Annotated in this window: 15 protein-coding genes; 14 read left to right on the top strand and 1 reads right to left on the bottom strand. The window is 63.5% G+C overall.

Features of this window, described 5'->3' with window-relative positions:
- Positions 1-7: 7 nt before the first annotated feature.
- A complete protein-coding gene (locus HFRIS_RS04685) occupies positions 8-874 on the bottom strand; it encodes an intradiol ring-cleavage dioxygenase (protein ID WP_006462093.1) in 867 nt (288 codons plus the stop codon).
- Between the two features lie 129 nt (positions 875-1,003).
- On the opposite strand from HFRIS_RS04685, the gene HFRIS_RS04680 reads away from it, so the two are divergent.
- The 14 genes from HFRIS_RS04680 (at position 1,004) to nosR (ending at position 19,341) form a co-directional block, all read left to right on the top strand.
- Positions 1,004-1,921, top strand: a complete 918-nt coding sequence (locus HFRIS_RS04680; RefSeq protein ID WP_006462092.1) for a LysR family transcriptional regulator — start codon at positions 1,004-1,006, stop codon at positions 1,919-1,921.
- Positions 1,922-2,066: 145 nt separating this feature from the next.
- The gene (locus HFRIS_RS04675) at positions 2,067-2,669 is read left to right on the top strand and encodes a chalcone isomerase family protein (RefSeq protein WP_006462091.1); all 603 of its coding nucleotides are present in this window, start codon (positions 2,067-2,069) and stop codon (positions 2,667-2,669) included.
- 50 nt (positions 2,670-2,719) lie between these two features.
- On the top strand, positions 2,720-3,910 hold the full coding sequence (locus HFRIS_RS04670; RefSeq protein ID WP_152486632.1) for an MFS transporter: 1,191 nt from the start codon (positions 2,720-2,722) through the stop codon (positions 3,908-3,910).
- Positions 3,911-3,919: 9 nt separating this feature from the next.
- Positions 3,920-5,482: a cryptochrome/photolyase family protein gene (locus tag HFRIS_RS04665; RefSeq protein WP_006462089.1), complete on the top strand. Its 1,563-nt coding sequence runs from the start codon at positions 3,920-3,922 to the stop codon at positions 5,480-5,482.
- A gap of 238 nt (positions 5,483-5,720) precedes the next feature.
- The gene (locus HFRIS_RS04660) at positions 5,721-6,356 is read left to right on the top strand and encodes a response regulator (RefSeq protein WP_006462088.1); all 636 of its coding nucleotides are present in this window, start codon (positions 5,721-5,723) and stop codon (positions 6,354-6,356) included.
- A 53-nt stretch (positions 6,357-6,409) separates the two neighbouring features.
- Positions 6,410-8,056, top strand: a complete 1,647-nt coding sequence (locus HFRIS_RS04655; RefSeq protein ID WP_006462087.1) for a sensor histidine kinase — start codon at positions 6,410-6,412, stop codon at positions 8,054-8,056.
- Positions 8,057-8,071: 15 nt separating this feature from the next.
- Positions 8,072-8,467 (top strand): Hpt domain-containing protein, encoded by a 396-nt coding sequence (locus HFRIS_RS04650; protein ID WP_051110874.1) that lies wholly within the window; start codon positions 8,072-8,074, stop codon positions 8,465-8,467.
- A 47-nt stretch (positions 8,468-8,514) separates the two neighbouring features.
- Entirely contained in the window at positions 8,515-10,827 is a 2,313-nt protein-coding gene (locus HFRIS_RS04645) for a hybrid sensor histidine kinase/response regulator (protein WP_006462085.1), read from the top strand.
- Positions 10,828-10,941: 114 nt separating this feature from the next.
- A complete protein-coding gene (locus HFRIS_RS04640; protein ID WP_006462084.1) occupies positions 10,942-12,678 on the top strand; it encodes a methyl-accepting chemotaxis protein in 1,737 nt (578 codons plus the stop codon).
- Between the two features lie 15 nt (positions 12,679-12,693).
- Positions 12,694-13,656: a chemotaxis protein gene (locus tag HFRIS_RS04635; RefSeq protein WP_006462083.1), complete on the top strand. Its 963-nt coding sequence runs from the start codon at positions 12,694-12,696 to the stop codon at positions 13,654-13,656.
- A 316-nt stretch (positions 13,657-13,972) separates the two neighbouring features.
- Positions 13,973-14,410 (top strand): bacteriohemerythrin, encoded by a 438-nt coding sequence (locus tag HFRIS_RS04630; protein WP_006462082.1) that lies wholly within the window; start codon positions 13,973-13,975, stop codon positions 14,408-14,410.
- Between the two features lie 462 nt (positions 14,411-14,872).
- The gene (locus HFRIS_RS04625; protein ID WP_006462081.1) at positions 14,873-16,540 is read left to right on the top strand and encodes a methyl-accepting chemotaxis protein; all 1,668 of its coding nucleotides are present in this window, start codon (positions 14,873-14,875) and stop codon (positions 16,538-16,540) included.
- A gap of 57 nt (positions 16,541-16,597) precedes the next feature.
- Positions 16,598-17,998 carry an ATP-binding protein gene (locus HFRIS_RS04620; protein WP_006462080.1) on the top strand — a complete coding sequence of 467 codons (1,401 nt, stop codon included), beginning with the start codon at positions 16,598-16,600 and terminating at the stop codon, positions 17,996-17,998.
- Positions 17,995-19,341 carry a response regulator c-di-GMP phosphodiesterase, NosR family gene (gene nosR, locus HFRIS_RS04615; RefSeq protein ID WP_006462079.1) on the top strand — a complete coding sequence of 449 codons (1,347 nt, stop codon included), beginning with the start codon at positions 17,995-17,997 and terminating at the stop codon, positions 19,339-19,341. Before HFRIS_RS04620 ends, nosR begins: the two co-directional genes overlap by 4 nt.
- The last annotated feature ends 125 nt before the right edge of the window (positions 19,342-19,466 follow it).

Genomic DNA, 19,466 nt, shown 5'->3' with positions numbered 1-19,466 from the left:
TCTCGGTTCAGTTGCGCTGGGGATTGAGGATGAAATCATAGTGCAGCGTGTAGAAGGGCTGCTCGCAATGGCTGCCATCGGGGGCGATGCCCGCTTCATGGCGCGGCCAGTCGGCAATCAGCGTGGAACGCACGCCGAACACGGCATCCGAGTCCAGGTAGTGGTCGCCGCGGCGGAACACGTGGGTGATCAATGTTTCATATCCCTCGGCCCGGATACGAAAGTGCAGGTGGGCCGGGCGCCATGGATGCCGGCCCAGCTTGTCCAGCATCCGCCCTACCGGGCCATCATGCGGGATGGGATAGGAGTTGGCCAGGATGCTGCGGAAATGGAAGCGCCCCTGGGCGTCGGTCTGCAGGGTGCCACGGGCTTGCAGCTGGTCCAGGTCTGGATACTGCACGTCGTAGAAGCCATCCTCGTCGGCCTGCCAGACTTCCAGCGTGGCATGGGCCAGCGGCTGCCCATCCAGTCCGCGCACACTGCCACTGACAAAGCAGGGCTCGCCCCGTGCGCCGTTGGCGATGTCGGCACCCAGTTCGTAGCGCGGTGAATTCTCGACATGGAAAGGACCGAACACCGTGGCCTCGGTGCAACCGGCGGGCTTGTGGTTCTGCTGCGCCATCACCAGCGTGGACAGGCCCAGGGTGTCGGAGAGGAGGATGAATTCCTGGCGCTTGTCGGAACACATCTGGCCGGTCTCGGTGAGAAACCGGATGCCCTCGAACCATTCTTCCTCGGTCAGCTTGACCTCGCGGGCGAAGGCGTGCAGGTGTTGCACCAGGCTGGTCATGATCTGCCGCAGGCGCTCGTCGGGCATGCCTGCATGGCGGGCCAGCACGGCCTGGGTGATGGTGTCTTCGTTCAGGTTGAGCATGGTCTCCTCGCTTATTTTGGGTGGATCGTCCGGATTTTTCCGCTGGGCGTTAATATAGGCCGGTTTTCTGGAGGGATATATGCCGGAAGTGGAAAACTGTTTTCCACCCGGCCATGACGGGAGACCCGGGTGGACCGCTGGAGCCAATTCGAACTCTTCGTGCAGGTGGCCGAACTGGGCAGCCTGTCGCGTGCGGCAGAGGTGCTGGGCATGTCCAACGCTGCGGCCAGCCGCAGCCTGGCGGCGCTGGAAGAACGCCTGGGCGCACGCCTGGTGGAGCGCAGCACGCGCCGGCTGGGGCTGAGCCAGACCGGCGAAGCCTTCTACCGCCAATGCAAGGCGGCCCTGGTGCAGATGAAGGAGGCGGAGGAACTGGTCAACGCCAATAGCGTGGCGCCCAGCGGCATGCTACGGGTGACCTCCTCGCTGTCGTTCTGCATGAAGCACATCAGCCCCATCCTGCCGCGCTTTCACCGGCTCTATCCGGACATCACGCTGGACCTGGTGGCGGCCAATCGCTATGTCGACCTGCTCGACAGTGGCATCGATGTGGCCATCCGCACCCGCGAGTTCGAACCGGATTCCAACATCGCCGTGCGCCGCCTGGCCTCGACCCGCCGCATCCTGGCCGCCGCTCCGGGTTACCTGGCCGCACGTGGCGTACCGCGCACGCTGGAGGACCTGGCCATGCACGACCTGCTGGTCTACAGCCATGCCAACCAGCCCAACAGCCTGCGCTTTCACCACCGCCAGGCCGGTGAACGCACGCTGGAGATCAGCGCCCTGATGCAATCCAACGACGGCCAGATCATCCGGGCCGCCGCGCTGGAGGGGCTGGGCATCCTGATCCAGCCCAATTACATCATCTACGACGACGTCGTCGCCGGCCGGCTGGTGCCGGTGCTGGATGACTGGGACCTGCCGCGCCTGACCATCAATATCGCCTACCAGGGGCGCAAGCACCTGCCGGCCAAGGTCCGGGTGTTCATCGATTTCCTGGTCCAGCACTTCGAGGAGATGGACTACGAACGCAAATGGACGCGCTGAACGGTCTGGCTCGAACACCATAATACCGATTGGTAAATAAAAAATACCGAGCAGTAGCGTTCATCTTTCTTTGGTAGTAATCTAGCGACCAAAGTGAAGCGCCGCGCATTGGCGCCCCCGACCTTCGCCACGAGGAATGACTCGCATGTCCATCGCTACCGCCCTGTTCACCCTGTTTGCCTCCCTGTCTTTGTCTTGCCGGCGGCGCCTGATGACAGGCATCGCTCTGGGCCTGCAACTCTCCCTGGCCGGGACCGCCTTCGCGCAGGCCGCTCCGCAAGCCACCCCACCCTGGCGCGAAGTGCTGCCGCAGGCGCAGACCGTGGGCAGCGGCACCATGCGCTGGCTGGGCCTGCGCATCTATGACGCCACCCTGTGGGCGCCGCAGCGCCCGCTGGACGACAACCAGCCTTTCGCGCTGCAACTGGATTACAAGGTCGGCATCAGCCGCGACCGGCTGGCCAATACCTCCATCGACGAAATCCAGCGCATGAATCCGGCGCCGATCCCCGGCCCCACGCTGGCGCGCTGGAAGAGCGAGCTCAGCCGCGCCTTCGTCGATGTCGCCGATGGCGATGAACTGGTGGGCGTCTATCTGCCCCGACGTGGCATGCGGCTCTATGACAGGAACAAGCTGCTGGCCGAGATCGCCGATCCCGAACTGGCACGCGCCTTCTTCAATATCTGGCTCGGCCAGCCCAGCCGTGACGACAGCCTGCGACGCCGCCTGCTGGGGGAAACGCCTTGAGTGCAGGCACCGCCTGCCTGCCCGGGCGCTGGCACGACCCGGCCTACGGTATGCTGGGCGCACCGCTGGCGATGGCGGCGCTGCCGCTGTTCGTACAGCTGCCGGCGTATTACGCCAGCCATGTCGGCGTGGCACTGGCCCCGCTGGGGTGGGTCTTGTTTGCCGCACGCCTGCTGGACATGCTGCAGGACCCGCTCTTCGGTCATCTGCTGGATCACTCGGCGCAACGCCAGAAGCGCTGGATGGGCCTGGCCGCGCTGGTGCTGGCACTGGCTTTCGTCTGCCTGTGGAATCCTCCCGCCACGCCCCAGGCCGCCATGCCCTGGCTGGTCGGCATGCTGGTGCTGGCCTATGGCGCGCACAGCATGCTGAGCATCGCCTACCTGTCATGGGGCTCGCGCCTGCCTGACGATGGTCTGCGCGCCGTGGCCTGGCGCGAGGCGGCCGGGTTGGTCGGGGTGATCGTGGCCAGCGTGGTGCCGGTGGGCATCCTGGCCGCCGACCCGGCGCAGGTAGCGGCCCGTCTCAATATGTATTGCCTGTTCTTTGCCGCCGTGCTGGGCGTGGCGCTAGTGCTGTTGCTGCGCCAGCCTGCGCCGCCCACCGTGGCAGCCGGGCAGCCGTGGCGACAGGCGCTGACCAGCCTGTGGGCCAATCGCGCCTTCCGCGCCCTGTTGCCCCCCTATCTGCTCAATGCCCTGTCGGCTGCCATTCCGGCCACGCTGGCGCTGTTCTTCATCGAAGATCAATTGCAGGAGAAGGCCCTCGCCGGCCTGTTCCTGGCCGCCTATTTCGGCGCGGCCGCGCTGGGCCTGCCGCTGTGGAGTGCACTGGCGCGCAAGGTCGGCGCGGTGGCCTGCTGGCGCCTGGCCATGCTGCTATCGACCGCGGGCTTCATCGGCGCGGCGTGGCTGGGGCCGGGCGATCGCCTCGCCTTCCTTGCCGTGTGTTTGGCCACCGGTGCCGCACTGGGCGCCGACCTGCTGCTGCCGCCGGTCTTGCTAGCGCGGGTCGTCACCGGGCGCGGCTCGGTGGGCGCGGCCTTTGGCATCCTCACCATGCTGGGCAAGCTGGCGCTGGCCCTGGCCGGCATCGCGCTCCCCATCCTGTCGGCCCTGGATTACCACCCTGGCCAGGGCCCCGGCACCAGCCTGCCCCTGGTCTATGCCGCCCTGCCCTGCCTGCTCAAGCTCTGCGCCTTCGTGGCACTGAGCCGCTATGGGCGCAGGCATCCTTTTTGACGCATCAGCATGAAGAAGAAAGACACGTCCTCGTTCCATCCGGCCCGCACTCTGCGCCTGGTCCTGGGTGACCAGCTCAACCCGCTGCACTCCTGGTTCGATACCGTCGATCCCGAGGTGGTCTACGTGCTCATGGAAGTCCGTTCGGAAACCGACTACGTGCTGCACCACGCGCAGAAGATCCTGGCCATCTTCGCCGCCATGCGTGCCTTTGCCGCGCGCCTGCGCGCCGACGGCCACCGGGTGCGCTACATCAGCCTGGACGATGCCAGCAACCGCCAGTCGCTGGAGGCCAACCTGTCGGCCCTGGTGACCCACTACCAGGCCCAGGAGGTGCAATGGCAGGCGCCGGATGAATGGCGGGTCGACCAGACCTTGCAACAATGGGCCGAGGGCCAGGCGCTGCCGGCGACTGTGGTCGATACCGAGCACTTCCTCACCGCCCGCCATGAACTGCCGCGCCTCTTCGCCGGGCGCAAGCAATGGCTGATGGAACACTTCTACCGGCAGATGCGCCGCCGCTTCGAACTGCTGCTCGATGCGGCCGGCCAGCCCGAGGGCGGTCAATGGAATTTCGACCACGACAATCGCAAGCGCTGGCCCGGTACTCCGCCCGAACCGGAAGACTGGCGCGCACCGCACGACCACGGCGCGCTATGGCAGATGCTGCAGCAACAGGGCGTGGCCAGCTTCGGCGAGCCGCAGGCCAACCAGTTGCGCTGGCCACTGGATCGCGACGAAGCCCTGCAGCACCTGGAGCATTTCATCACCCGCGTGCTGCCCTGCTTCGGCGACTATGAAGACGCGATGAGCAGCCGGGCCCAGCGCCTGTTCCACTCGCTGCTGTCGTTCGCGCTCAACGTCAAGATGTTGCAGCCGCTGGAGGTGGTCCGTCGCGCCGAGCAGGCCTATCGCGATGGCGATGCGCCGCTGGCGGCGGTGGAGGGCTTCATCCGCCAGATCATCGGCTGGCGCGAATACGTGCGGGGCATCTACTGGTCGCAGATGCCCGGCTATGACGAACGCAATGCCCTGGCACACCGGCTGCCGCTGCCGGCCTGGTTCTGGACCGGCCAGACCCGCATGCGCTGCCTGCAGCACGCCATCGGCCAGTCGTTGCAGACGGCACATGCGCATCACATCCAGCGCCTGATGGTCATCGGCAACTTCGCCCTGCTGGCCGGACTGGACCCCAAGGAACTGCACCACTGGTACCTGGGCATCTATATCGATGCCTTCGAATGGGTGGAACTGCCCAACACCCTGGGCATGAGCCAATGGGCCGACGGCGGCATCATCGCCACCAAGCCCTATGTCAGCAGCGCCGCCTATATCGGGCGCATGAGCGACTATTGCCAGGGCTGCGCCTACGATCCCAAGCAGAAGACCGGCGAGGACGCCTGCCCCTTCAATGCCTTGTACTGGGATTTTTTCCTGCGCCACCGTTCCACCTTCGGCAACAACCCGCGCATGGGCATGGCCTACCAGCAACTCAAGAAGATGGACCAGGCCGATATCACCCGCCTGCAGGAACAGGCCGCCACCCTGCGCGCTCGCCTGGACAGTCTCTAGGGCCTGCTGGCCCAGTATCGTTCGGGGAAACTCCCGCCGGCCGATAACTTGTGCTGGATTGCCCAAAAGCAGGCAAAATACACAAAATCTGACGAACTCACGAAATTCCCTGCTTGATGCGGCCGCCAAAGCCGACTGCGCGGCATCACTGTTGCTTTTCGTCGAAAACCGATTATACCGAATTCAAATTTTATCTAACAAATTTGATTTATTTGTGCAAAATACCGATAATGGATTTATGAAAACCGCAAAGACAATCAGCTCCGAGGTCTGCACCACGCAGGAAGCGGCCCATATCCTGGGCATTTCGGTGTCCTCCGTTCAGCAACTGGTCGAGGCCGGCATCATCGAAGCCTGGAAGACCAAGGGCGGTCACCGTCGCATTCCGCTGGCTGCCGTGCATGCCTACAAGGCCACGCCGGGTAGCTCCGGCGACGCTGCCGAGTACAGTCGCAACGCGCCGGCACCGCGCCCTGGCAATGGCCGCACCGCTGTACTGGTGATCGAGGACAACCGCCTGCAACGCGAGCTGTATGCAAGCGCGCTCGGTTCCTGGGGGCTGCCGCTGGATCTGGTCTATTGCGACAACGGTTACAAGGCATTGCTGGAGATCGCGCGCAGCAAACCCGACGTGGTGCTGGCCGATATCGTGATGGAAGGCATGGACGGCTACGAAGTGGTCAAGACCATCCTCAACGATCCACAACTGCGCGATGTGAGCATCGCCATCGTCAGCAGCCTGGATCAGGACGAGATGGCGCAGCGTGGCGGTATTCCGGCAGGGGTGGTGTTCTTCCCCAAACCGGTCAATTTTGATGAATTACGCGGCTACATGCGGGCCTGTTGTGCACGCAGGGAGCGCGAGTCCCGCTAGGGACTACCACTGGAAAGGCCAGCAGCGCCATGGATGACCGGAAAACCTCTCTCTTGCCCCTCCGGTTTGCGCGCATCGATCTGCGCCTGGCGCTGGGGCTGTTTTCCCTGCTGCTGATCTGCGGTCTGTGGCTTGGAGCGCTCAAGGAGCTGCAGAGCAGCCGCGAAAACCACCTGCAGGACGCCCGTCGCGATGCCCAGTCGCTCTCGCGGCTGTTCCTGGAACATGCCTACCGCACCATCGAAGCAGCCGACCAGGCTGCCGTCTACCTGCGTTACCGCTATGGTGAACGCGGCCCGGCACTGGACCTGGCCAACGAGATCGACAATGGCCTGGTGGCACGCAACGTCTACAACCTCTTCACCATCGTCGACCGCAACGGTGACGTGGTGCTCTCCAGCAAGCCCTTCACACCCCTGAACCTGTCCGACCGCGAACACATCCAGGTTCACATGCATGGCGGTGAAGACAAGCTTTTCATCAGTACCCCGGTACTGGGCCGCGTCTCCAAGAAATGGTCGCTGCAGCTCACGCGACGCATCAACCGCCCCGACGGCGGCTTCGGCGGCGTCGTGGTGGTCTCGATGGACCCGCAATACTTTACCAGCCTGTACCACCAGATCGATGTCGGCCATCACGGCGTGATCACCCTGGTCGGTGCCGATGGCGTGGCACGGGTGCGCCGCACCGGCGACATGGACGCCATGGGCGAGCAGGTGCGCGGCGGCAAGGTCTACGCTGCCATGCTGGCCCAGGGCAGCGGCGTGGTGGAAGCCGCCAGCCGGGTCGACGGCCGCGAGCGCATCTACGCCTTCCAGAAGTTGCGCGACTACCCGCTCTACGCCTCGGTGGGCATCGACATCGAAGAACGCCTGGCCCCCTACTACCGCGAACGCAACCGTACCCTCACGCTGGCGACCCTGATCACGCTGGCGGTGCTGGTATTCAATGCGGTACTGATCTGGATGGCCGGCTCGCTGCAACGCAGCCGCCAGGACGCCATGCAGGCCAACCAGGCCAAGTCGCGCTTCCTGTCCAACATGTCGCATGAGTTCCGCACCCCGCTCAACGGCGTGCTCGGCTATTCCGACGCCTTGCGCGAGGAGCTGGGGGAGTCGCCCCTGGCGCAGTACGCCACGGCCATCCACGACAGTGGTAATCGCCTGCTGGACCTGGTCAATGCCATCCTGGAGGTGACCGAACTGGAAGACCGCCGCGTGACCGTTCACATGGCACCGGAAAACCTGCGCGAACTGGTCGGGCAGGCCATCGCCCGCCACTATGCGGCTGCCCGCGACAAGGGTGTGCTGCTGGAATGCCGCATCGCAGACGACGTCCCGCAGCTGCTGGTATGCGACCAGCGCAAGGTGCTGCGCGTGCTGGAAAACCTGATCGGCAACGCCGTGCGCTATACCGACACAGGCCGCATCATGGTCGAGGTCGAGCGCAGTGCTGCCGACCAGCTCGACATCCATATCAAGGACACCGGCATCGGCATTCCACCCGCGCAACTGGAGACCATCTTCGAGAAGTTCACCCAGGCCGACGACAGCGTGCGCCGTTCCAGGGATGGCGCCGGTCTCGGACTGACCATTGCCCAGCGTCTGGTGACGCTCATGGGGGGTAAACTCGTGTTACAGTCCAAACAACATCAGGGATCGACTTTCAGCTTCACATTGCCAATAGAAGAGCCGAAGTAAAACGGCGGCAAAGAAATGAAAACACAGGGGGGAACCGTGCATCCGGGCCAGTCAGCGAGCGACTATCTTCATATCGATCCCAGCGATCTGCTGGAGGCCGTAGGCGGCGATGCGCGCACCGTCGCGGCGCTGGCACGCACCTTCGTGGACAGCGCGCCTGACATCTTTTCGCGACTGGAACAGGCGACCCTGGCCGGCAATGCCGACGCCGCCCGCCACGAGAGCCACACCCTCAAGGGCATGTGCGCCCTGTTCAACGCCCGTGTACTGACCGCCCTGCTGCTGCAGACAGAACAGGCCGGCCGCCAGGGCCAGACGCCACGCCCCGAAGAACTGGTGCAGCTGCAGGTCAGCTTCGGGCTGGTACTGGATGAGATCCGGCGCTACGCCCACGCGCCCATGTCTGCCTGAATCGGGCCTGCATCCAACCCCACCCACGCCGTACCTGCCTGCACGACATGAGCCAGCCCCTGCCTGCCCCCCGCACCGCGCCGCTGCGGCCCCGCATCCGCCGCTCCGCGGTCACGCTGGGCGTACTGCTGCTGGGCCTGCTGATGACCACTCTCATCGTCTCAGGCGCATTGCTGTATCGGGCCAGTCTCAACGACTGGCGCAACGATCTGTCCACCCTCTCCACCGTGCTGGCAGAAAGCACGGCCCAGACCATGTCCTCGGCGCGTCTGGTGATCGACAGCATCCAGTACGACATCGAAGCGGCCAACATCGATGACGAGCTGCAACTCCGCCAGCACGTCGGCAGTGCCGATTTTTCGCAGGCGCTGCGCGAGAAGATCCGCGGACTGCCCTTCATTTCCGGCGTCGGCATCAGCAACGCCGACGGTCGCATCATCGCCCTCTCGCGTGTCCATCCGGCGCCACCGCTGGACCTGAGCGACCGCGACTACTATCTGCACCACAGCAAATCGGCCTCAACCGAAGATTTCCTCGGAGAAACCGTCAATTCACGTGCCGCCGGCGTGCCGACCTTCTACCTGAGCCGGCGCATCAATGATCGCCAGGGCCGCATGCTGGCCATCGTGGTGGTGGCCCTGCCCTGCGCCTTCTTTGAAGACTTCTTCAGTGCCGTCACCAAGGACAAGCCGTTTTCCATCCTGCTCTCGCGACAGGACGAAAAAGCCCTGATCAGCACCGCCCTGGTCCACGACACCGATGCCGAGCGCGACATCACGCCGCTGGCTGAACTGCATCCGCAGCGCCCCGCCAATCAGGATGGCCGCGCCCCCTACTATTTCATGCAGGCACACTGGCTGGGCATCCATCGCCCGGTGCGCAATGCGCCGATGTTTCTGGAGATCGGCGTCACCGACAAGGTCTATTTCGGCGAATGGCTGGAATCCATGTACCCGCTCATGCTGGTGGCGGCCATCAGCCTGGTCGGCCTGATCGGTGGTTTCGCCGTGGCCTTGCGCCAGGCCCAGCGCCGCGAGCAGGACGCCGCCCTGGCCATGCAGTTGAAGGAAGAAGCCGACAGCGCCAACGAGGCCAAGTCACGCTTCCTGGCCATGGTCAGCCATGAAATCCGCACACCCATGAATGGCATCCTGGGCCTGTCCGAACTGCTGATGGAATCGGGCCTGTCCAGCAAGCAGCGCCACTATGCCGACAGCATCCACAACGCCAGCGGCGGCCTGGTGCGCATCATCAACGACATCCTGGACTTTTCCAAGATCGAATCCGGCAAGCTGGACCTGGAAGAGGTGGCCTTCCATCCGGCCCGCCTGGCGCGCGATGTGGTCGAGCTGTATCGGCCCTCGATCCACAACCGGGCGGTGGAGTTCGACCTGCGCATCGACTGCGACGAAAGCCTGTGCCTGGTGGGCGATCCCTCACGCCTGAAACAGGTGCTGGGCAACCTGCTGAGCAACGCCATCAAGTTCACCCCGGCCGGGCACGTGCGCCTGAGCATGTCGGCACGAAAGGAAGAATCGGGGCTCAACCGCTGGCGGCTGTTCTTTGCCGTTGCCGACAGCGGCATCGGCATCACACCGGAAGCCCTGGCGCAACTGTTCCAGCCATTCACCCAGGCCGACAACACGATTTCGCGCCGCTTCGGCGGCACCGGGCTGGGCCTGGCAATCAGCAAGAATCTGGTGGAATTGATGGGTGGAAAGATCGCCTGCCAGAGCGTACCGGGCCAGTCGACCCGCTTCAGCTTCGATATCCTCTGCGCCGAAGGCGCGCAGCCGCTGCCCGGCACCGGCTCACCCTCGCCATCCCCGGTACTGACGGCTTCTACCGTGCAAGCGGAGCAAGCGCCGGCCGCGTCACTCAGTGCGCAGAGCCCGGTGCAGGAGGCGCCCACCGCCGCCCCTGCCAGCCTCCCGACGGTGATGAACGGGGCCCGCATCCTGGTGGCCGAAGATACCGACATCAACCGCCAGCTGCTGCGCATCCTGCTGGCGCGTCGCGGCTGTGTCCTGCAGGAAGTGGAAAACGGTCTGCTGGCGGTCGACGCCATACGCCACGGCCAGTACGACCTGGTGCTCATGGACTGCATGATGCCTGTCATGGATGGCTACCAGGCCACCGCCGAAATCCGCGCCATCGAACAGGCCCAGAGTCGCCCGCGCACCCCCATCGTCGCCCTCACGGCCAGCGCCATCGAAGGTGATCGCCAGCGCTGCCTGGACGCCGGCATGGACGATTACCTCAGCAAGCCCTTCACCCAGGTGGGCTTGATGAATACCGTCGAAAAATGGCTGCAGCAAAACCCCCACGCTGGAAAATCCCCGAATCAGGAAAATCCCTAAGAAAATAAAACAACTGCTTAATTTGTTTTATTTGATTTATTTGTTTGTAGTCCCTATGATGGTCCCTGAGCGCACTCACACATCCGAATAGCGCACCTATCAGGAGTTGTCATCATGAAATGGTTCTACGATCTGAAAATCGCCCACAAGCTCAACGCTGCCTTCCTGGTGGTGCTGGTGTTCATCGTAGGGCTGGGCGGCTTCGCCATTGCACAACTGGGGCAGGTCAACCAGAGTTCCACCGACATCGCCCGCAACTGGCTGCCCAGCATGAGCACGCTGTCCAAGATCAGCCTGGCACTGGCCCGCTCGCGCAGCTTCGACATGCAGCAGCTGCTGGCCGACGACAAGAAGGAAGAGCAGGCCTCACGTGAGCGCGCCGACAAGCAGATGGACATGCTGATGAAGGAAGTGACGGAATACGGCAAGCTGGTTTCCGAGCCCCGTGAAAAGGAGCTGTATCCGGAAATCCAGCGCAACGTAGCCGAATACAAACAACTGCATGACCGCATTTCCGCCCTGTTCCAGGAGGGCCAGAAGCAGGCTGGACACGCCCTGCTCAACAGCGCCTCCACCCCGGTCTATCGCAAGCTGCAGGAGCAGATCAGCGAACTCTCCGAAGTCAACAGCAAGGGAGCTGCCGTCTCCGATGCCACTGCCACCCAGGTCTATGAACAGGCACGTCTGGCCATCATCGTCCTGGTCGTTGCATGCATCACCTTGTCGATGATTCTCTCGTGGTGGATCGCCCGTCTGGTGGCCCGTCCGCTGACCAATGCGGTCGCCATTGCCCGCCAGGTAGCCGAAGGTGACCTGACCGCCGACATCCCCAGCGCCCATCGCGACGAGACCGGCCAGCTGCTGGACGCGCTCAAGCAGATGAACGGCAACCTCCTGAACATCGTGCGTGAAGTGCGCCAGGGTACCGACACCATCTCTACTGCCTCGGCCGAGATCGCGACCGGCAACATGGACCTGTCCTCCCGCACCGAACAACAGGCCGGCGCGCTCGAAGAAACCGCCTCGGCCATGGAAGAACTGACCTCCACCGTGCGCCAGAACTCCGACAACGCCCGCCAGGCCAACCAGCTTGCCGTATCCGCGTCCGAGATCGCCCAGAGTGGCGGCCAGGTGGTCGGCAAGGTGGTTGATACCATGGGCGCCATCAACGAATCCTCGCGCAAGATCGTCGACATCATCGGCGTGATCGACGGCATCGCCTTCCAGACCAACATCCTGGCCCTGAACGCCGCCGTGGAAGCTGCCCGTGCCGGTGAACAGGGACGCGGCTTCGCAGTGGTGGCCTCGGAAGTGCGTTCGCTGGCCCAGCGCAGCGCTGCCGCTGCCCATGAAATCAAGGGTCTCATCGACGACTCCGTGACCAAGGTGGACACTGGCAGCAAGCTGGTCCACGAAGCCGGCCAGACCATGAACGAGGTGGTCGCCAGCGTCAAGCGCGTCTCCGACATCGTGGCCGAGATCACCGCTGCCGGCGCCGAGCAGTCGCAAGGGATCGAACAGATCAACAATGCCGTGGTGCAGATGGACGAAAACACCCAGCAGAATGCCGCCCTGGTGGAACAGGCTGCTGCCGCCGCCAAGGCCCTGCAGGAACAGGCGACACGACTGAGCCAGACCGTTGGCGTGTTCCGCCTCGACAGCAGCCATGTGCCGGCGCCCATGATGCAGACCGCAGCCGCACCGGTGGTGCGCGACATCACCCCGGCGCGCCCGGCGGTGGCCCAGGCCCGCGCCCGCAGCATCGCCCAGCCGGCTGCACCGACCCGCCCGGCCGCTACCAAAAGCAGCCATGACCATGCCGCCGACAACGGCGACTGGGAACAATTCTGATCCCCGAGGACGACAATGGACGCCTTTCAAAAAGAAATCGACGAACGCACCAACCTGACCTCCAGCAACAAGTTCGAACTGCTGCTGTTCCGTCTGGGAACCCCTGATGGTTCCACCGACAAGCCGGGTGAGCTGTATGGCATCAACGTCTTCAAGATCCGCGAGATCGTTCCCATGATGGACATCACCGCTGCGGCCGGCATGCGCTCGCCGATGCTGGGGATGGTCAACATCCGCGGCCAGGTGATGTCGGTGGTGGACCTGCCGGCGGTGGCCGGTTGCAAGGCTGGTCATGGCATGAACATCCTGCTGATCACCGAATTCGCCCGCCATACCCAGGCTTTTGCGGTGGAGTCGGTGGAAGAGATCGTGCGCCTGGACTGGAGCCAGGTACTGCCGGCCGATTCGCATTCGCCGGGCAGCCTGGTGACCAGCATCGCCCGCCTTGATTCGGCGCTCGATGGTGGCCGGCTGGTCCAGGTGCTGGACGTGGAACATATCCTGAACATGGTCTCGCCGGTGAAGGAACAGGTGCAGAGCCCGTCGCCGGGCAGCAACGAGTTCCGGCTCAAGCCTGGCTCGGTGATCCTGGCCGCCGACGATTCGCGCATGGCACGTGCCCTGATCGAGCAATGCCTGAAGGACCTGAACCTGCCCTACGTGATGACTACCGATGGCCTCCAGGCCTGGAAGAAACTTCAGGAACTGTCGCAAGCAGCTGAACAGGAAGGCAAGCCGCTGACCGACAAGGTCGCCATGGTGCTGACCGACCTCGAAATGCCGGAAATGGATGGCTTCACCCTGACCCGCAAGATCAAGGCCTCGGACCGATACAAGCAATTGCCGGTGGTGATCCACTCCTCGCTGACCGGTTCAGCCAACGAAGACCATGTGCGTTCGGTGGGCGCCGATGGTTATGTCGCCAAGTTTTCCCCGCCCGAACTGGCAGCAATGCTGCGCAAGGTGCTGCCCCCCTGACGGCACCTACTGCAGAGCCAGTGACGGCGTTTTTTACAAGCGCGCGGCCGCCCTTCGGGGTGGCTGACTGAAGCAAGCCGGACGCCACCTTCACGGGTGGCGTCCGGCTTTGTGCCATGCACTTTCCGTCGCCGGCAATGCCGGCAGCTTTGCGCTATCTCAAAATAATTCGAGACGAAGCTTCTAGAATCAGAAGTGAGCGTTCTTCCGGTTAGCGAGCACCGATCAGCAACAAACGGCACCGCGCCGTTGCCGGCAACCCGGACGCCTCCGCCCCGACCCGCGACCGGTCGCACCCTGCTGCTGGAGGCTGGTCATGCCCCATACCGCCGATCCCACCCCGACCATCGACGCCGGCTTGCATCGCCAGGCCATCCCTGCCTTGCTCACCGACATGGATGCCGAGCACCGCCAGGTGCTGGAAGGCATTGCCGCCCTCGCAGCCTTGCCCGCGGACCGCTTTGCCAGTGCCTATGCGGCGCTGGTCGCCGAGATCGAAGCCGGCTTTCGCCAGGAAGAAAACATGATGGAAGCCATCGGCTATCGCGAGATCCGCGCCCACCGGCGCGACCATGCCGAGCTGCTGGCGCTGATGCACCGCTTGCGCCCCTACCTGGACGATGGCAATGCGCCGCTGGCCGATATCGTGATGGCGATGATCCCGGCCATGCTGGTAAGGCACATGGCCAGCCTGGACCAGGAATTGGCGCTGGCCTTGCGGCAGCATGCGTCAGGCGCAGACGCGGAGCACTGAAGCAACACGCCTGCGCGGGCTTGTTTCGTCCGCACTGCAATGCAGGTTCCGTCCGGGGTCGGTCATTGGACAGCATGCGCCCCCCCTGCCTTGCCCTGCCAGCCTGGAGCGGGTAAACGATCGCGCCGGTAAGGGAGGGCGGAAGGATGGCGAGCCCGGTACATCTCCCATCGCCTGACAAGCACAAATAAATAAATCAAATTAATCATTTAAGCGTCGGAGATACTTTTCTCCCGGACGGCTGGAAATCGGCATCACAATCCAGGCAGCGCCACTAATATCCTTATATTTCATATACTTAGAAATATCCCCCACAAAACTCATCAGGTCTTTTCTTTCCAACAACTACGTTGGACGTGCGCAACGAATTCATTATTTATATCTCGAATAAATCGTTTTTTAAACGATTTAAATGAATTTGTGTTTTAATGATTCCATCAACCAACTTCCCTGGAGTCGATCATGCGCCTGAACCTGCCCGTAACCCAACAGGAACGCGACATCGACGCCCATGCATCGATCGTTTCCAAGACCGATACCAAGGGACGCATCACCTACGTCAATCCGACCTTCATCGCCGTCAGCGGCTTTACCGAAGAAGAGCTGATCGGCGCGCCGCAAAACATCGTGCGCCATCCGGACATGCCGGAGCTGGCCTTCGCTGACTTGTGGAGCACGCTCAAGGCCGGCCTGCCCTGGACCGGCCTGGTCAAGAACCGCTGCAAGAACGGCGACTTCTACTGGGTCAAGGCCAACGTCACCCCGATCTGGGAGCGCGGCGTCTGCACCGGCTACATGTCGGTGCGTACCAAGCCCAGTCGTGCCGAAGTCAATGCCGCCGAGGGGGCCTACAAGGAACTGAAGAAAGAAAGTGCTCGCATCGCCGTGTATCGCGGCGAGGTGGTACCGACCGGATTGCGCGGCGCAGTGCAACGCGCGGCGCGGGTATCGCTCAAGACCCGGCTGGACCTCGGGCTGGGGGTGGCCGCCGTGGGCGTAGGCGCACTGGCCTTCCTCAATGCGCAATGTATGGATCACGCCAGCAGCCTGCCGACCCTGGCTGCCTCCGGCGTTGCCCTGGCCAGCCTGGCGCTGCTGCGCATGACACTGGCCTCGCGCATCTTCACGCCGCTGCGGCAGGCGGTCGCACAATCGCGCCGGGTCGCCGGTGGCGATCTCTCGGCCAACGATCTGCAGGCACGTCGCGATGAAATGGGGGCCCTGCTGCAGGCAATGGAACAGATGCGTGTGAACCTGGTGGCATCGGTGGGCGACGTGCGTCGCAGTGGCGTACACATGGCCCAGGCCACCAGCGAGATCGCGCGTGGCAACATGGACCTGTCCTCGCGCACCGAATCGCAGGCCAGCAGTCTGGAAGAGACCGCCGCCAGCATGGAGGAACTGGCCTCCACCGTCACCCAGAACAGCGAAAACGCGCGCCAGGCCAACCGTCTGGTGGAAGAAGCGCTGGTCACCACCCGCACCGGCGAAGCCTCGATCAGGCACATCAACGAGACCATGGATGCGATCAACAAGAGCGCCGACCAGATCAAGCAGATCACCGGGCTGATCGATGGCATCGCCTTCCAGACCAATATCCTGGCACTCAACGCCGCCGTGGAAGCCGCGCGTGCCGGTGAACAGGGTCGCGGCTTCGCCGTCGTGGCCGGCGAGGTGCGCACCCTGGCGCAGCGTTCGACCCAGGCCACCAAGGAAATCAAGGCCCTCATCGATGAATCGTCGCAGCGCGTCGGCGCCGGCGTGAAGCTGGCCGACGAGATGCGCGACACCATGGACGGCATCATGCGTTCGGTGACGCAGGCCGCCACGGCAGTGGCGGAGATCACGGCCGCTTCCGGCGAACAGCAGACCGGTATCCAGCAAGTCAATGAAGCGGTGGTGATGATGGACGAAGTCACCCAGCGCAATGCCGCACTGGTGGAGGAAGCCGCAGCGGCCGCCGCCAGCCTGGAAGAATCGACCCAGCAAATGATCCAGGCGATCAGCGTGTTCAATCTGGATGCTGCCGTGGCGAGTGCGCCGGGCGCTGCTTCCGGCATGACGCGGGCGCAACCGGGCCTGCCGTCACGCGGGACAGCGAAGGCTCTGGCGATGCATCGCACCACCTAGCGATACGGGGCTGACCTCCGCCCCCTGCTGCGGAGGCTACGATGAGGGGAGGCCATCATGGGACATTGCGATGCCCTGGTGTCCAGGGAATACAGCAGTCCGCGCGTGGACGACGGCATGCTCACTGAAGCCCCCGACATGCGCGCCCTGCTCAAGGCCAATGCTCGTTACCGCCACATCATCGGCAATACGCCGGCCATCATCTACAGCAGCGTTCCCTCGGGCGACTTCCGGCTCACCTTCGTCAGCGAAAACGCCTCGCGCGTGCTGGGCTACGAGCCGCAGGAGATGCTGGACGATTCCAATTTCTGGTTCAACCACATTCATCCCGACGATACGGCGGCCATCTTCTCCAGCCTGGCCATGCTGTTCGTGGAAGACCAGAAGATCTACGAATACCGCTTCCGCGCCAGCGATGGCCGCTATCTCTGGATGCACGACACCCTGCGCCTGATCCGCGACCCGGCCGGCACGCCGCTGGAAGTGATCGGCCTGATGACCGACATCAGCGGCCGCAAGGAAATGGAAGACACCCTGCAACGCCAGGCCGAGGAACAAGGCAAGCTGATCGAACAGCTGGGCATGGCCCAGGCGCAACTGATGCAGTCCGAAAAACTGGCCTCCATCGGCCAGTTGGCCGCCGGTGTGGCACACGAGATCAACAACCCGATCGGCTTTGTTTCCGCCAACCTCAATACCCTGGGCAACTACGTGGCAACCTTGCTGGAAGGCATCAAGCTCTACCAGTGCGTACTCGGCGGCGCCCTGCCGGCCAGCGTGGCGCAGTCCGAGCTGCAGGGCTTCGAAGACCGGGCCGACCTGCAATACCTCAGTCAGGACGTCACCGAACTGCTCAGTGAATCCAATGAAGGCTTGCAGCGGGTCAAGAACATCGTGCAATCGCTCAAGGATTTTTCGCGCACCGGCGAGAGCAACTGGCAGATGGCCGACCTGCATCGCGGCCTGGATAGCACGCTCAACATCGCCAACAACGAATTGAAGTACAAGGTGACGGTCGTCAAGCAATACGGTGAGCTTCCCATGGTCAGGTGCCTGGCCTCGGAGCTGAACCAGGTCTTCATGAACCTGCTGGTCAATGCAGCCCAGGCCATCAGCGACAAGGGCGTGGTCACGCTGCGTACCGAGCGCTGCGGCGATCGGGTCGCCATCAGCATCAGCGACACCGGTCACGGGATCGCACCGGAACACATCAACCGCATCTTCGAACCCTTCTTCACCACCAAGCCGGTCGGCAGCGGGACCGGCCTGGGCTTGTCGCTGTCCTACGGCATCATCAAGAAGCATGGCGGTGACATCCACGTGAGCAGCGCGCCGGGCAGAGGTACCACCTTCCGGATCGAGATGCCGATCGACCCCGCCGGCCTCACGGACAGGGGTGGAGCAGCAGGGATCACAGAAACAACGGGAGCAACCGCAAAAAGAGGAGAAGCATCATGAGCGCCATCCACAGCCAGGAACTCCAGACCGTGCAACAAGCCGATCCCTTTACCCTGCCGCCGCCCTGCATCCTGTTGGTGGATGATGAGCAGAGCATCCTCTCGGCCTTGAAGCGCAGCTTCCGTCCGCAGGGTTACCAGCTGCTCACCGCCACCAGCGCCGAGGCCGCACTGGAAGTCATGGCCAGCGCCGACGTCGACCTGGTCATCTCCGACATGCGCATGCCGGGCATGAGCGGCGCTCAATTCCTGGCCCAGGTCAAGCGCCAATGGCCGGCCACCATGCGCATCCTGCTGACCGGCTATTCCGAGATCGGCAGCACCATTTCGGCCATCAACGATGGTGGCATCCACCATTACCTCGCCAAGCCCTGGGACGATCGCGAACTGCTGATGATCGTGGCGCACGCGCTGGAAGAGCAGCAACTGCGCAAGCAGAAGATGGCGCTGGAACGCAAGGTCCACGAACAGAATCTGCAGCTGGCCGACTTCAACCGCCAGCTGGAGCGGCAGGTGCAGGCACGCACCGAGGAATTGCGGCAGACCGTGATGTTCCTGGAAAGCGCCCAGGAAGAAGAGCACAAGTCTTTCCTCTCCATGCTGCATGTCTTCTCCGACATCAGCGAACTGCGCGCTGGCCTGGCCAGCGGTCAATCGGCCCGGGTGGCGCGCTGGTGCGAACAGCTTGCGCTCCGCATGGGCATGACGGCGCATCACGCGCGGGACACCATGATGGCCGGCATGTTGCATGGCATCGGCAAGCTGGGGCTGTCCGAAGAACTGGTACGCAAGCCGATCGAGAAGATGAGCAGCGAGGAGGTGCAGCGCTTCCTGTGGCATCCGGTGAAAGGACAGATGCTGTTGACGCCCATCCCCAGCCTGGCCGAGACCGGCGAGATCATCCGTCATCAACACGAACGCCATGACGGCCGGGGCGTACCGGAAAGCCTGTCGGGCGACGCGATCCCCCTGGGTTCGCGCATCCTGGCGGTGGTACGCGACTTCGAGGGCTTGTGCAATGGCGGCATCACCAGTCAGAACACGACACCGGAAAAGGCACTGGCAATGCTGCGCACACATGCCGGCCATCGCTACGATCCGCTGGTGGTGGAGGCCTTCGTCACCATGATCGAAGAACAGCGGCTGATGCTGGAACAGCAGACCCGCCTGCTGGCACCGCAGGAACTGCGGGTCGGCATGAAGCTGGCCGAGGACCTGCGTACACGCTCCGGGGTGTTGCTGCTGAACAAGGAGCATGTGCTGGACGAAGCCATCCTGACCCGGCTGCGTCGCTTCGAGCAGATCGAGGAGATGCCGCTGAAAGCAAGGATCCTGCTGCATTGAGGCGCGCACCTGAGTCACAAACCGATTGATCCCGGCTGGCCTGTATGGCCAGACCGGGAATTTCCTGATTGTCCACCGGACTGCCTGCTGGTGGAATCAGCACATCCTGGCGCACTGCGCCGGCT

It is taken from the genome of Herbaspirillum frisingense GSF30 (assembly GCF_000300975.2).
In the GTDB taxonomy this organism is placed as follows: Bacteria; Pseudomonadota; Gammaproteobacteria; order Burkholderiales; family Burkholderiaceae_D; genus Herbaspirillum; species Herbaspirillum frisingense.
The sequence above is the reverse complement of the archived record's forward strand: the minus strand, read 5'-3'. Positions and strand labels throughout refer to the sequence as shown.